10 protein-coding genes are annotated in these 14,551 nt (G+C 75.0%); 7 read left to right on the top strand and 3 right to left on the bottom strand.

Annotated features, from left to right (window positions below; all coding sequences use genetic code 11):
- The first annotated feature begins 3 nt into the window (after positions 1-3).
- Genes ACFS27_RS22380 through menC form a run of 6 tightly spaced genes read left to right on the top strand, consistent with a single transcriptional unit; the run spans position 4 to position 9,298 of the window.
- Positions 4-996: an ABC transporter permease gene (locus ACFS27_RS22380; protein ID WP_377187714.1), complete on the top strand. Its 993-nt coding sequence runs from the start codon at positions 4-6 to the stop codon at positions 994-996.
- Positions 996-2,948 (top strand): dipeptide/oligopeptide/nickel ABC transporter permease/ATP-binding protein, encoded by a 1,953-nt coding sequence (locus ACFS27_RS22375; RefSeq protein ID WP_377187711.1) that lies wholly within the window; start codon positions 996-998, stop codon positions 2,946-2,948. The genes ACFS27_RS22380 and ACFS27_RS22375 overlap by 1 nt, the downstream gene beginning before the upstream one ends.
- Entirely contained in the window at positions 2,945-3,799 is an 855-nt protein-coding gene (locus tag ACFS27_RS22370; RefSeq protein ID WP_377187709.1) for an ABC transporter ATP-binding protein, read from the top strand. Before ACFS27_RS22375 ends, ACFS27_RS22370 begins: the two co-directional genes overlap by 4 nt.
- Positions 3,796-7,296, top strand: a complete 3,501-nt coding sequence (locus tag ACFS27_RS22365) for a serine hydrolase (protein ID WP_377187707.1) — start codon at positions 3,796-3,798, stop codon at positions 7,294-7,296. Before ACFS27_RS22370 ends, ACFS27_RS22365 begins: the two co-directional genes overlap by 4 nt.
- Positions 7,293-8,153, top strand: coding sequence for a GNAT family N-acetyltransferase (locus ACFS27_RS22360; protein ID WP_377187704.1), 861 nt, complete (start codon positions 7,293-7,295; stop codon positions 8,151-8,153). Before ACFS27_RS22365 ends, ACFS27_RS22360 begins: the two co-directional genes overlap by 4 nt.
- On the top strand, positions 8,150-9,298 hold the full coding sequence (gene menC / locus ACFS27_RS22355; RefSeq protein ID WP_377187701.1) for an o-succinylbenzoate synthase: 1,149 nt from the start codon (positions 8,150-8,152) through the stop codon (positions 9,296-9,298). The genes ACFS27_RS22360 and menC overlap by 4 nt, the downstream gene beginning before the upstream one ends.
- A gap of 488 nt (positions 9,299-9,786) precedes the next feature.
- Here menC and ACFS27_RS22350 read toward each other — a convergent pair whose 3' ends face one another.
- Genes ACFS27_RS22350 through ACFS27_RS22340 form a run of 3 tightly spaced genes read right to left on the bottom strand, consistent with a single transcriptional unit; the run spans position 9,787 to position 13,460 of the window.
- Complete coding sequence (locus ACFS27_RS22350) at positions 9,787-11,442, bottom strand: PucR family transcriptional regulator (protein ID WP_377187698.1); 1,656 nt, start codon at positions 11,440-11,442, stop codon at positions 9,787-9,789.
- Positions 11,443-11,475: 33 nt separating this feature from the next.
- Positions 11,476-12,420: an ornithine cyclodeaminase family protein gene (locus ACFS27_RS22345; RefSeq protein WP_377187696.1), complete on the bottom strand. Its 945-nt coding sequence runs from the start codon at positions 12,418-12,420 to the stop codon at positions 11,476-11,478.
- Positions 12,417-13,460 carry a proline racemase family protein gene (locus tag ACFS27_RS22340; protein WP_377187693.1) on the bottom strand — a complete coding sequence of 348 codons (1,044 nt, stop codon included), beginning with the start codon at positions 13,458-13,460 and terminating at the stop codon, positions 12,417-12,419. The genes ACFS27_RS22345 and ACFS27_RS22340 overlap by 4 nt, the downstream gene beginning before the upstream one ends.
- A 158-nt stretch (positions 13,461-13,618) precedes the next feature.
- Here ACFS27_RS22340 and ACFS27_RS22335 point away from each other — a divergent pair, with 158 nt between their 5' ends.
- Positions 13,619-14,380 (top strand): SDR family NAD(P)-dependent oxidoreductase, encoded by a 762-nt coding sequence (locus ACFS27_RS22335; protein WP_377187690.1) that lies wholly within the window; start codon positions 13,619-13,621, stop codon positions 14,378-14,380.
- Positions 14,381-14,551 lie beyond the last annotated feature (171 nt).

Raw genomic sequence — 14,551 nt, 5'->3', positions numbered from 1 at the left:
CCGATGACGACCCGGACGCCGACAGCCGCCCTGCCCGCCAGGCTCGCCGACCACCGCTGGCTCCGCTTCGCCGTGCGGCGCTCCGGGCGGCTGCTGGTGTCCCTGTGGGTGCTCGTCACCGCCGCGTTCCTCATGATCCACCTGGTGCCCGGCGACCCCGTGCGTGCCTCGCTCGGCCCCACCGCGTCGGCGGAGCTGGTGGCGGCGCGGCGGGCGTCGCTCGGTCTGGACCAGCCGCTGTGGGTGCAGTACGCCACGTACCTGCGCGACCTCCTGACCGGCGACCTCGGCACCTCGTTCGGCTCCCAGCTCCCCGTCGCCGACACCATCGCGCAACGCCTGCCCGCCACGGCGACCCTCGCCCTGCTCGCCTTCCTTGCCGCCGTGCTCGTCGCCGTCCCGGTCGGGGTCGCGGTGGCGGTGGCCACCCGGCGCGGCCGGGCGCCGCGCACCGAGCTCGGCTTCGCGGGCACCAGCGTCTTCCTCGCGACCATCCCCGACTTCCTGCTCGCCGTCGCGTTCGTGTGGGTCTTCGGCGTCACGCTGGGCTGGCTGCCGATCGCGGGACAGGACGGCGCCGCGTCCTACGTGCTGCCCGTCCTGGCGCTCGCGACCGGGCCCGCCGCCGTGCTGGCGCGCATCGTGCGCGTCGAGATGCTCGCGGTGCTCGAGACCGACTACGTCCGCACGGCACGCGCCAAGCGCCTGCCCCCGGTCGCGGTCCACCTGGGCCACGCGCTGCCGAACGCCGTCACCGCGAGCCTCACCCTGGGCGGCCTGCTGCTCGGCCAGCTGGTGGCGGGCACGGTCCTGGTCGAGAGCGTCTTCGCCTGGCCAGGCCTCGGCAGCACCATCGTCCAGTCCATCCTCGCCAAGGACTACCCCCTGGTCCAGGGCACCGTGCTCGTGTACGGCGTCGGCGTACTGATCGTGAACACCCTCGTCGACGTGGCGCTCGCCGTCCTCGACCCCCGCTCGACCATCGGGGAGAGCTGATGCCCGCCCGCCTGCCCGCCCCGCTCCGCCGCCCGGGGCTCCGCGTCCCGGCCACCCTTCGCACCCCGCTCGGGCTGACCGGCACCGGCCTGCTCGCGCTCGTGCTCGCGACCGCCGTGCTGGCCCCGCTCCTGTGGGGCGACGCCGCCGAGGCCGTCGACACCGCCGCCATGCTCCAGGGACCGTCCGCCGACCACTGGGCCGGCACCGACAACCTCGGCCGCGACCTGCTGTTCCGCACGCTGGTGGCCACCCGCCTGTCAGTGGTGCTCGCGCTCGCCGCCACGGCGCTCGCCGTCGGCGTCGGCCTGCTCCTCGGCACGGCCTCCCTGCTGCTCGGGCCCCGCACGGGCCGCCTCGTCACCGCGGGGGTGAACATCGCGGTCGCCTTCCCCGGCCTGCTGCTCGCCCTCTCCTTCGCCGTGATCTTCGGCGTCGGGCAGGTCGGGTCGGTCCTCGCCATCGGGCTCTCCGGGGCGCCGGCCTTCGCCCGGCTGTGCCAGACCCTCGTCGCGGGGGTCGCGACGCGGGACTATCTCGCCGCTGCCCGGCTCGCGGGCGTCGGGCGGCTGCGGATCCTGCTGCGGCACGTGCTGCCCAACGTCGGCGGGCCGCTCGTGGTCAACGCGACCATCGGGGCCGGCGGAGCCCTGCTCTCGTTCGCCGGCCTGTCCTTCCTCGGGCTCGGGGTCCAGGCCCCCGCCTACGACTGGGGCCGGCTCATGCAGGACGGCCTCGACCGGATCTACCTCGACCCGCTCGCCGCGCTCGTACCCGGGCTGGCCGTCGTCATGGCAGGCCTCGCGTTCAACCTCACCGGCGAGGCCGTGGCCCGCACGTTCAGCATCGACTCGATCGGCGGTGTCTCGCTCCTGGCCGGCGGCGCCCTCCGCACCCGGCGGCGGCCCGACAGCGGGGGCGTGCCGGGGCAGGACGCCGCGCCGTCCGCCGGCGTCGAGCACGAGGCAGGGACCGACACCGTGCTCGACGTCGCCGACCTCGTGGTCACCGTGCCGACCGCGGCCGGCCGGGTGCGGCCGGTGCGCGGCGTGACGTTCCGGGTGGCGCGGGGCGAGGCGGTCGGGGTGGTGGGGGAGTCCGGGTCGGGCAAGACGCTCACGGCGCTCGCCGTCGCCCGGCTCCTCGAGCCGCCCACGACCGTGACAGCGCGGCGCCTGTCGTTCCAGGGCAGGGACCTGCTCTCCGGCGACCACCGGACCCTCCTCGGCACGGAGCTCGCCATGGTCTTCCAGGACCCTGTGTCGTCGTTCAACCCGGTGCGCCGCATGGGCGGCCAGCTCGCCGAGGGCGCGCGCCACCACCTGCGGCTGAGCCGCCGGCAGGCACGCGACCGCGCCGTCGAGCGCCTGCGCTCCGTACGGATCGACGACCCGGAGCACCGGGCCGGGCAGTACCCGCACGAGTTCTCCGGCGGGATGCGTCAGCGGGCCATGATCGGGCTGGGGCTGATGGGCAGCCCCGCGCTGATCGTCGCCGACGAGCCCACCACGGCCCTTGACGTCACCGTGCAGCGCCAGGTGCTCGACCTGCTGGCCGAGGTGCGCGAGCGCGACGCCGTCGCGCTGCTGCTGATCAGTCACGACGTGTCGGTGGTGGCCGACGTCTGCGACCGTGTCCTCGTGATGTACGCCGGGCGGGTGGTCGAGGACCTGCCGGCCGCCGACCTGGCGACCAGCGCACGCCACCCCTACACCAGGGCGCTCGTCGCCGCCGTCCCCCACCTGGGGACGGACCTGGACCGCCCGCTCGCCGTGATCCCCGGGCGGCCGGTGGACCCCGCCGACGTGCCGGCCGGATGCCCGTTCGCGCCCCGCTGCCCGCTGGCCGACGCCCGGTGCCGCGCGGAGGACCCCGAGCTGGTCGACGGCGTGGCCTGCTGGCACCCGGACGAGGGCCTCCCTGCCACCGTCCCCGAGGAGGCGACCGCATGAGCGAGCTGCGCTTCGACGACGTGACGGTGCGCTACGGGACCGGTCGCCGGGCCACGACGGCCGTCGACGGGGTGAGCCTGGTCGTGCCGCCCGGCGAGATCGTCGGGCTGGTCGGCGAGTCCGGCTCGGGCAAGTCGACGCTCGCGCGCGCCGCGGTCGGCCTGGTTCCCGTGCACGGCGGCCGGGTGCTGCTCGACGGCGAGCCGGTGGCCGGACGCCGTCGGGCCGCGGGCCCGAGCCCGGTGCAGCTGGTCTTCCAGGACCCGGCCTCCTCGCTCGACCCGCGCATGACCGTGGGGGAGAGCGTCGCGGAGGCGGTGCCCCGCCAGCGCGGAACGGCCCGGACGCCGGCGGCGGCCCGTGCGGTGGTCCGGGCCGAGGTGGAGCGTCTGCTCACGCAGGTGCACCTGGACCCCGACCGGGCCGGGGCCTACCCGGGGCAGCTCTCCGGTGGTCAGCGGCAGCGCGTGGCGATCGCCCGCGCCCTGGCGGCGCGGCCGCGCGTCGTGGTCGCCGACGAGATCACGTCCGCCCTCGACGTCTCCATCCAGGGGGCGGTGCTCAACCTGGTCCGCGAGCTCCAGCGGGACCTCGGCCTGTCCATCCTCTTCATCTCCCACAACCTCGCCGTCGTGCGGTACGTCGCCACCCAGGTGGCGGTGCTGCATCGCGGCAGGGTCGTCGAGCAGGGCGAGACCGCCCAGGTGCTCGGCGACCCGCGGCACGACTACACGCGCAGCCTGCTGGCAGCCGTGCCCCGCCCGCTGACCAGCCCCGCGACCAGCCCGCTGGCCGGCCCCCTGACCGCACGCGCCATCGATTCCACCCGGACCACTAGGAGAACGACGTGACCCGTCACCTCACCCTCGAGGACCTGCCCACGATCGCCGTCCCGTCCCAGCCGGCGCTCGCGCCGGGCGGCGCGCTCGCGTACGTGGTGCGCACCCTGGACACGGAGGCGGACACCGCCGTGCACAGCATCTGGCTGGCGGGCCCGGACGGCGCCGAGCCGCGCCGGCTCACCCGGGGCCGCGCCGACACGTCGCCCGCCTGGTCGCCCGACGGCGGCACGCTCGCCTTCCTGAGGGCGGGCACCGACCCGGACGGCCCGGCCCAGCTGTGGACGCTGCCGGCGGCAGGCGGCGAGGCCACTGCCCTGACCGACCTGCCGCTCGGCGCCGGCGCGCCGGTGTGGAGCCCGGACGGCGCGCGGATCGCGTTCGTCGCACCGGTCGACCCGGCGGGTTCCGACCCGGCCCGGCCGCTGGTCACGGACGGGCTCGGCTACGCCGTCGACGGCGCGGGCCTGCTGCCCACCCTGCGGATGCAGGCGCACATGGTGGCGGTCCCGGCCGGCTCGGACGGCGGTACCGGATCCGTCCGGCAGGTCACGCACGGCGATGCCCACGTGGGCGCCGTCGGCTGGCACCCGGACGGCGTGACGCTCGCGTACACCGCCCGACCGGCGGGCGCGTCCGACCTGGACGCGGTCGCCGCCGTGCACACGGTGGACGTCACCGATCCCAAGGCGTCGGCCGTCCTGGTCGCGCTGGCAGAGGGCCATGCCGGCAGCGTCTCGTTCACCCCGGACGGGACAGGCCTGCTGGTGGTGGGCTACCCGGGCGCACCTCGCGGCCACGCGGGCCTGCTGCGGGTGGCGCTCGACGGCGGCGGTGCGGGAGCCGGCGACGTCGTCGACCTGGCCGCCCCGCTGGACCGCAACGTGATGGCGGGCGCGCCCGCCTACCCGGGCGCCGCGCCCGTCGTGATGGGCGACGACGTGCTGTTCTGCGTGCGGGACCAGGGGTGTACCCACCTGTACTCGGTGCCGCTCGCCGGCGGTACCCCGCGGCTCGTCCTCGGCGGCGCGGGGCGGGTGGTCTCCGGGCTCTCCGTCGCGGACGGCACGGCCGCCGTCGTGCTCACCACGCCCGGCTCGTTCGGCGAGGTGGTGACCGTCGCTCTCGGAGCCTCCGACGGCGGCGAACGCACCGTGACGAACCTCGGCGCCTCGCTCGGTGACGCCGTCGGGTACGTGCGCGAGGAGCGCTGGTTCGAGATCTCGGACGGCACGCGCGTGCAGGCGTGGCTCTGCCATGCCCCGCAGGACGACGCCGAGGCCGGACCTGGCCCCCGCCCGCTGTACGTGGACATCCACGGCGGCCCGCACAACGCGTGGAACGGTGCGGCCGACGAGATGCACCTGTACCACCACGACCTGGTGGCTCGTGGCTGGGGCGTGCTGCTCGTCAACCCGCGGGGCAGCGACGGGTACGGCGCCGGGTTCTACGACGCCGTGTTCGGCGGCTGGGGCACCGCGGACGCCAAGGACTTCCTCGAGCCGGTCGACGCCCTGGTGGCCGAGGGAATCGCGGACCCGCACCGGCTCGCCGTCGGCGGCTACAGCTACGGCGGGTTCATGACCTGTTACCTCACCGCCCACGACGACCGGTTCGCGGCAGCGGTGGCGGGCGGGGTGGTGGCCGACCTGTCCAGCATGGGCGGCACGTCGGACGAGGCGCACTTCATGAGCGAGCACGAGCTCGGGACCTTCCCCTGGGGCGCCGGCGCCGCGGGCCTGGCCGAGATGTCGCCGTTCACGCGGGTGGACCGGGTGTCCACCCCCACCCTCGTGCTGCACGGTGGTGACGACCTGCGCTGCCCGGTGGGCCAGGCGCAGCAGTGGCACACCGCCCTGCGCGAGCGCGGGGTGGCCACCCGGCTCGTGCTCTACCCGGGCGGCAGCCACATCTTCCCGCTCGCCGGGCGCCCCTCGCACCGCCTGGACTTCGGCCGCCGCATCGTCGCCTGGCTCGACCAGCACGTGCTCGACGGCGACCGCGCGCGCCCGGCGATCGACGCCGCGCACTGGGAGCGGCGCCTGGCGGCCCTCGCCGAGAAGCACGACGTGCCCGGCGCGCAGCTCGGCATCCTCCGTGTGGGCGTGGGCGGCCGCCCGGACGAGGTCGTCCGGGCGGCGACCGGAGTGCTCAACGCGGCGACGGGGCAGCCCACCGGCGTGGACTCGATCTTCCAGATCGGGTCCATCAGCAAGGTGTGGACGGCGACGGTGGTGATGATGCTGGTGGACGAGGGGGCGTTCGCCCTCGACACCCCGGTGGCCGCGATCCTGCCGGACTTTGCGTTGTCGAGCCCGGAGGTGACGGCGGGGGTGACCGTGCGACACCTGCTCACGCACACCAGCGGCATCGACGGCGACATCTTCACGGACACGGGCCGTGGCGACGACGCCATCGAGAAGTACGTGGCGCTGCTCGCCGACGCCCCCCAGAACCACCCGCTCGGCGTCACCTGGTCCTACTGCAACTCCGGGTTCTCGGTGCTGGGCCGGATCATCGAGCAGGTCACCGGCACGACGTGGGACGCGGCGATGCGGGAGAAGCTGTTCGGCCCGCTCGGCCTGCCGCGCACCGTCACGCTGCCGGAGGAGGCGCTGCTGCACGCCGCCGCCGTCGGCCACGTGGAGGTGGGCGGTGTGCAGCACGTCGCACCCGTGTGGGGGCTGCCGCGACCGATGGGCCCCGCCGGGCTGATCACGGCGCCGGTCGCCGACGTCCTCGCGTTCGCGCGCCTGCACCTGACCGGCGGCGTGGCGGCAGACGGCACCCGCCTGCTGTCCGCCCGGAGCGCGGTGGACATGGCGGAGCTGCACGCCGACCTGCCCGACAAGTACTCGCTCGGGGACTCCTGGGGCCTGGGCTGGATCCGGTTCGGGTGGGACGGCCGCCGGCTGGTCGGGCACGACGGGAACACGATCGGGCAGGCGGCGTTCCTGCGGATGCTGCCATCGGACGGGCTCGCCGTCACGCTGCTCACCAACGGCGGCAACACGCGCGACCTGTACGAGGAGCTCTACCGGGAGATCTTCGCCGAGCTCGCGGACGTCGAGATGCCGAAGTCGCTGGCGCCCCCTGCGGAGCCCGTCGCCACGGACATCACGCCATACCTCGGCACCTACCGGCGGGAGTCGGTGCGCATGGACGTGCTGGACGGCGACGCCGGACCCCGGCTGCGCACCGAGCTGCTCGGCCCCCTCGCGGAGCTGCAGGAGGAGCCGGTCGAGGAGTACCCGCTGCTCGCGGTCTCGGAAGGCCTGTACGTCGTGCGGCCCGAGGGGATGCAGACGTGGGCGCCCGTCACCTTCTACTCCCTGGCGACCGGCGAGGAGTACCTCCACTTCGGCGCCCGGGCCACGCCGAAGGCCGCCGTCGCGGAGCAGGTCCCCGAGGCGGCCGGGCCCGAGTCGGTGCCGGAGCCTCTGCCGGGTTCGGTGCCGGGTTCGGTGCCGGGTTCGGTACCGGAGTCGGTGCCGGGGGCCGCGCGGTGAGCGACCCGTTCACCGCGCAGGCGGCCCGGGACGCCGAGGCGGCCGCCCGGGCCGCCGGGGTCACGGTCCGCGAGGTGTCGGGCCTGGCCGAGCTGGCCGCCGTCGGCGACCTGTTCACGACGATCTGGGGCAAGCCGTCGGTATCGACGGAGCTGTTGCGGGCCTTCAGCAAGACACAGAGCTATGTGGGCGGCGCATTCCGCGACGGCGCGCTGGTCGGCGCCTGCGTGGCGTTCCACGCGGCGCCGCAGCAGCGCTCCCTGCACAGCCACATCGCCGGCGTGACGCCGGGGACCGGCGGCAGGGGCGTGGGCTTCGCGCTCAAGGTGCACCAGCGCGCGTGGGCGCTCGCCCTGGGCGTGGACGAGATCGCCTGGACGTACGACCCGCTGGTGGCGCGCAACGCGCACTTCAACATCAACAAGCTCGCGGGCCGGGCCGCCGAGTACCTGACCAACTTCTACGGGCCCATGTCCGACGCCATCAACGGCGACGAGGACACCGACCGGGTGCTGGTCCGCTGGGACCTGCGGGCGCCGGCGGTGGTCGCCGCGTGCGGTTCCGGCGGTTCCGGTGGTTCCGGTGGTTCCGGCGGTTCCGGGTGGGCCGGCGCGGCGGCCGCCGTCGTGCCGGCCGCCGTCGTGCCGGCCGCCGTCGTGCCGGTGCCACCGGACATCGAGAGGCTGCGCGTGGCGGACCCGGCAGCCGCCCACGAGTGGCGGCTGCGCGTACGCGAGCGCCTGGGGCCATACCTGGCCGCCGGGTCTGCCGGTGCGGCAGGCTCAGGACACAGCGTCGGCTACGACCGCGAGCGCGGCTACCTGATCCACACCCCGACCGAAGGAGAACACCCGTGAAGCTGCAGGGCGTCGAGCTGCGCAGGATCACCATGCCGCTCGTGTCACCGTTCCGGACGTCGTTCGGCACGGAGCACGAGCGCGACATCCTCCTGCTGCGCGCCGTGACCGACGGCGCAGAGGGGTGGGGGGAGTGCGTCGCCATGGCCGAGCCCCTGTACTCCTCGGAGTTCGTGGACGCAGCCGCCGAGGTGCTGCGCCGCTTCCTGCTGCCCGCGCTGGCCCGACGTCAGGAGTCCGCTCCGCGGCCGGGCGGCACAGGCGGCCCTGGCGGCATCGCCGCGACCGACGTCGGTCATGCGCTCGCGCCGATCAAGGGCCACCGCATGGCCAAGGCAGCCCTGGAGATGGCGGTGCTCGACGCCGAGCTGCGCACCCTGGGCCGGTCGTTCGCGAGCGAGCTGGGCGCCGTCGCGGACCGGGTGCCGAGCGGCGTGTCCGTCGGCATCCACGACACGGTCCCCGCGCTGCTCGACGCCGTCGACGGCTACCTCGCCGAGGGGTACGTGCGGATCAAGCTGAAGATCGAGCCCGGCTGGGACGTCGAGCCCGTCCGGGCCGTGCGGGAGCGGTTCGGCGACGACGTGCTGCTACAGGTCGACGCCAACACCGCCTACACCCTCGGCGACGCCCGCCACCTCGCGCGGCTGGACCCGTTCGACCTGCTGCTGATCGAGCAGCCGCTCGAGGAGGAGGACGTGCTGGGCCACGCCGAGCTCGCCCGACGCATCACGACACCGGTGTGCCTGGACGAGTCGATCGTCTCCGCACAGACCGCCGCCGCCGCGATCACGCTGGGCGCCTGCTCGATCATCAACATCAAGCCCGGCCGCGTCGGCGGGTACCTGGAGGCTCGGCGCATCCACGACCTCGCCGTCGCGCACGGCGTCGCCGTCTGGTGCGGCGGCATGCTGGAGACCGGGCTCGGCCGGGCGGCCAACGCGGCGCTCGCGGCCCTGCCGGGGTTCACGCTGCCGGGCGACATCTCCGGGTCCGGCCGGTTCTACCGCACCGACATCACCGAGCCGTTCGTGCTCGACGACGGCCACATCGCCGTGCCTACAGGCCCGGGCCTCGGCGTGACGCCGCTCCCGGACCTGCTCGACGAGTTCACCACCGCGAGGGAATGGGTGCCGCTGGGTTAGCTCGCGATGTGGGGCGTCTGGTTGCTGGTGCTCGGGTGTCGAACCGCAGCTTGTGCGTCTGGTTGCTGGTGCTCGGGTGTCGAACCGCAGCTTGTGCGTCTGGTTGCTGGTGCTCGGGTGTCGAACCGCAACTTGCGCGTCCGGATGCTGATGTGCGGGTGCCGAACCGCAACCTGAAGGTCCAGGCGGATGCCGAGCCGAAGGTTACTGGTCCATGAGGGCCCCGATGGACCAGTAACCCTCGGTTCGAGGTTCTCCAGGACGTGCAGGTTGCGGTTCGGCGCCGCCGCCCGGGGTGATGGACGTGCAGGTTGCGGTTCGGCGCCGCCGCCCGGGGTGGTGGACGTGCAGGTTGCGGTTCGGGGCGGCTGCCTGCCGTGGTAGACGCGCAACGTGCGGTTCGGCGCAGGAGCTCCCGATGCCCCCGGACCACCTTCTTGGACAGCGCGGCCGGCCACCAGGGCCCCGACCACCAGGGCCGTCAGGGGTCAGCACCCAGAGCCGTCACCTGGTGCCAGCACCCGGAGCTGGAGCATCACGCCGAACCGCGCCTCCGGGTCGTCGAGGTCGATCCCACCCACCTGGGCCACCCGGCGCAACCGGTAGCGGAACGTGTTGGGGTGGACGAACTCCGCCGCGGCCGCCGCCGTCACGTCCCCGAAGGCGTCCAGCCAGGCCCGCAGTGTCGAGACCAGGCCGGCGCCGTGCTCGGCGTCGTAGTCGACGAGCCTGGCGAGCGGCCCCGCGATCGTGTCCCCGCGGGCCGCGACCACATCGCGCAGCTCCAGGACCAGCGACGCCGCCTGGACGTCGGCGAACCGGGCCACCCGAGGCCCGTCGGTATCCCGCGGGTCGGCCACGCGCAGCACCCGAAGCACCCGGTCGACCACCTCGCGGGACCGAGCCACACCGCCGGCGCTCGGTGCGACGGGGCCAACGGCCGCCACCGCGGCGGTCCGCCGTCCCACCTTCTCGACGAACGCCCGCGCTATGCGCTCGGCCCGTTCCTCGCCGTCGGGCCCGGAGGGCAGCAGCCCGTAGGCGACGTCACCGATCAGCGCCGCCGCGGACGCCGGGTGCGCGGACTGCAGGTGCAGCGCGAACGCGTCGGAGAGCCGTTCGCGCTCGTTCGCCTCGACGACGTCGCCGGCGACGGACCGCTCGGCGTCGTCGGGCCGGGCCGTGACCGCGAGCACGACCACCGCCTGACTACCCAGCCCGAGCCGTTCGAGCGCCCCGCGGGCGCCGGGGCCGCCCTCCAGTGCGGTGCTCAGCAGATCGGTGCGGAGCCGGCGACGCACGTCGGAGCCGGCGCGCACCCGCAGGAGGTGCAGTGCCGTGAGCTTCGCGGCGTCGCGCAGGGAGGCGATCCGGCGGTCGTCGAGCGGGGCGTCCATCGCGGCCCAGATGGACCCCAGCACCTCGTCGCCCGCGCGCACCGCGATGGCCACGCGCGGCATCGTCAGGCCCGCGTACCCGATCGGCAGCGGATCCACCCGGACGGGGTCCGGGCTGCGGTACAGGTCCCGGAACACTCCCCGCTCGGTGAGCATCCGTGCGTAGCGCTCGGGCACCCGTCGGCCCAGGACGGTCTCGACACGCGAGTCGTCGGCCTCGTCCTGCCGCACGGAGAACGCGAGCACGCGGGAGCTGCGGTCCTCGATGGTCACCGGCGCGTCCAGCAGCGCCGCGACGGCGTTCGCCACGGCGAACAGGTCTCCCGACGGCAGCCCGCCCAGGGACTCCGCGTCGTCCACGCCCACGTCGCCGACGGCCAGGACGGTCCGCAGCAGCGCCGCGAGCTGGGCCCACGTCGCGCCGCGGCTCAGGCTCAGCAGCGCGACGCCGCTCGCGTCCGCGGCGTGGAGCACGGCGGCTGCCGCCGGGACCGGTTCCCGCACGACCAGCCCCGTCGCGCCGTGCTCGCCCATCCGGCGCAGCAGCGCCACGACGTCGTCCGGTGCCGCCAGGCCCACCCCGAGGACGAGCGCGTGCGGCGGGTACGCGGCCTCGTCGAGCGGGTCGTGGATCACCAGGCCGCCCACCTCGCGCTCGGCGTCGGGGCCTTCGCGCACGACGTCGAGCAGGGTGGCTCCGAGATCGTCGAGCACCCTGCCGAGGCTCGCGCGTGGCCGCCGGCTCATGTCCGGAGGATAGGCGCTCGATGTCACGCTCGTTCAGCGCGCGCCGGCCAGCACCGCCTCGGCCACCACCAGGTCCTCCCACGACATGCCGGTGCTCTTGAACACCAGCGGGCGCGCGGGGTCGGGGCGCACTGCGCCCGTGACGACGTCGCGCATCGGGACCAGGTCCTGCGCGCGGAGCGCGCCGTCGGCGATCGCCAGGACGACGTCGCCCGCCTCGCGCAGGGCTGCGCCGGGGTCCTCGACGACGACGGTGCCTCGGGCACAGAGCTCCGCCGGCAGCTCCCTGGCGTCCGGCTCGTGCGAGCCGACCGCGACGACCACCGCCGTGCCTGCGATGAGGTCGGCGTCGAACAGCGGCTCCCGCGCGGACGTCGCGCAGACGACGAGGTCGGCGGTCCGCAGCGCGTCGTCCGACGCCGGGGTGCCGAGCCGCGCGACCAGCGCCCCGTCGATCGCAGCGGCCCGGGAGGGCTCCCGGACGAGCTGGGTCACGGGGGCGAGCTCGCGGCGGCCCGCCAGGGCGCCGGCGAGCGTGGCGACGTGGCCGTGCGCCTGGGGCCCCGAGCCGAGCACGGTGACGCGCAGCGGGGCCGACCCCTCCAGCAGCCGGCCGAGGACCGCCGCCACGGACACCGCCGGCGTGCGGAGCGTGGTCAGCGCCTGGCCGTCCAGCACGGCGACCACGCCGAGCGTCGCGGCGTCGAGCAGCAGGTACGAGCCCTGGATGCGGGGGAGGCCCAGCGCGGGGTTGCCGGGCGCGACCGAGGCGACCTTGATGCCGACGTGCGACAGGGCGCCACCGCCGTCCGACGGCATGAGCAGGAGCTGGCCGGCCGCCAGCCCGACCGCCTGGCGCGGCAGGTCGACGGCGGGGTCCAGCCCGCCGCGCAGCGCCGCGGTGAGGGCGGCAACGGCGCCGGCGGGCGGGCACGCCGCGGCGACGGCAGCGGCGTCCAGGACGACGGGCGCGCTCATCGCAGCACGAACCCTGGCACGAGGGGGTCGGCGTCGTCCACGACGAACCGGTGCTCGCCCGTGCGGTACGCCATCCCGGTGACCATCGGCAGCACGGCGGCCAGGTCGCCGACCCGGGTGGTGCCGACGACGGCGCCGGTGAACGTCGAGCCGACGATCGACTCGTGCAGGAGCGTCGCGCCGCCCACGCCGACCCGGCCCTCGTCGGCCAGCACCGCCAGCCGGGCGCACGTGCCCGAGCCGCAGGGCGACCGGTCGACCTGGCCGTCGGCGAACACCGTGACGTTGCGCTGGCGCACCACGTCGGTGCCGTCGTCGGCAGGGGCGCCGTCGGAGGGGCCGAGCTCCTCGTGCAGGATCGTGCCGTACACGCCGCCCAGGCGGGGGTCCGTCGGGTGGGCTGCGCGCCCGTCCGCGTCCAGCGCGCGCTTGATCTCGCGGCCCACGGCGATGAGGTCCGCGTAGCTCTCCGGGTCGACCGAAAGGCCGAGGCTGCGCGCGTCCACGCTCGCGTAGATCGCGCCGCCGTACGCGAGGGTGACGGACGCGACGCCGCGCGAGGTGGGCACCGCCAGGTCGCGCGCGAGCACGTAGCTGGGCACGTTGACGAAGTCGACGCCCACCGTACGGCCCCCTGCCCTGTGCACCCGTGCGGTGACCCGGCCGGACGGGACGTCGACCACCACGTCGACCGCGCCGTCGTCGGGCGCCGCGACCAGGCCGGTGTCCACGGCCCAGGCCCCCAGGGCGATCGTGCCGTGCCCGCAGGCCGTCGAGAACCCGTCCTTGTGCCAGAACAGCACGCCGAGCCGGGCGCCGTCGTCGTCCGGAGGCACGATGAAGCCGCCGTACATGTCGGCGTGCCCACGCGGCTCCGAGCACAGGATCCGGCGCAGCTCCTGGGCGGCGGGGCTGGCCAGGGCACGGGCCCTGCGGTCGGCGACCGAGTCGCCAGGCAGGGGCACGGGCGGCTCCGCCACGATCCGGAACGGCTCGCCCGCCGTGTGGTAGTCGGTGGTGGCGATGGTCTGCGGGGTCACGCCGCCATCCTGGGGTATCGCTGCGCCGCCGTCCACGTGCAGGGCCCGCAGCCGTCTCGACCCGGCCCGACGGCGCCAGCGGGTGACCGAGCCCGTTGCGGGTTAGAACTGGAGGGACGGCGCGCGCCGTCGGACCAGAGCGCCGAGGAGTGAGCAGCATGACGACGGGGAACAGGTTCCAGGGCAGGGCAGCGATCGTGACGGGCGGCGGCAGCGGCATCGGTGCGGAGATCTCCCGGCAGCTCGCTGCCGAGGGCGCCTCCGTCGTCGTCACCGACATCAAGCTCGACAGCGCGCAGCAGGTGGTCGACGAGATCACCGCCGCCGACGGCACGGCGGTGGCGTTCGAACAGAACACCGCCGAGGCCGACGACTCCCGCGCCGCGGTGGACCTCGCCGTGCAGCAGTACGGGGCGCTGCACCTCGCCGTGAACAACGCGGGCATCGGCGCACCGCCCGCCAAGATCGGCGACTACGACATCGAGGCATGGGACCGCGTGCGGGCGGTCGACCTCGACGGCGTCTTCTACGGCCTGCGCTACCAGCTGCCCGCCATGGTGGCCGCGGGTGGCGGAGCCATCGTGAACATGGCCTCCGTGCTCGGCTCGGTGGGCATCGCGGAGAACGCGGCCTACGTGACCAGCAAGCACGGGCTCGTCGGGCTGACCAAGGTGGCCGCCCTCGAGTACACGGAGCAGGGCGTGCGGACCAACGCCGTCGGCCCCGGCTTCATCGACACCCCGCTCGTGCGGTCCTCGCTCAGCGAGGAGGCACTGACCGCGCTCGAGAACGAGCACGCCACGAAGCGGCTCGGCACCGACAAGGAGGTCGCCGCGCTGACGCTCTTCCTCCTCAGCGACGAGGCGTCCTTCATCTCCGGCAGCTACCACCTGGTCGACGGCGGCTACGCGGCCCACTGAGGTCAGGGCCCGTCGACGGGGGCGGGCTCCGCGCCGGCATGATGCAGGTGTGGTCGGGCTCCCGAGGTAGCACGTTCCAGCCACACACCTCCGCCAAAGGTCGTAGACCAGGTGGGCACTCGCGCCCGATGTGGTGACGGTCGCGTCCCGACAGGCTTGGGTCGTCCGGAA

Origin of the sequence: Promicromonospora vindobonensis, assembly GCF_042685865.1 — a bacterium.
Classification (GTDB): Bacteria; Actinomycetota; Actinomycetes; order Actinomycetales; family Cellulomonadaceae; genus Promicromonospora; species Promicromonospora vindobonensis.
Note: the sequence above shows the minus strand (reverse complement) of the source record. Positions and strands in the feature narration are given on the sequence as shown.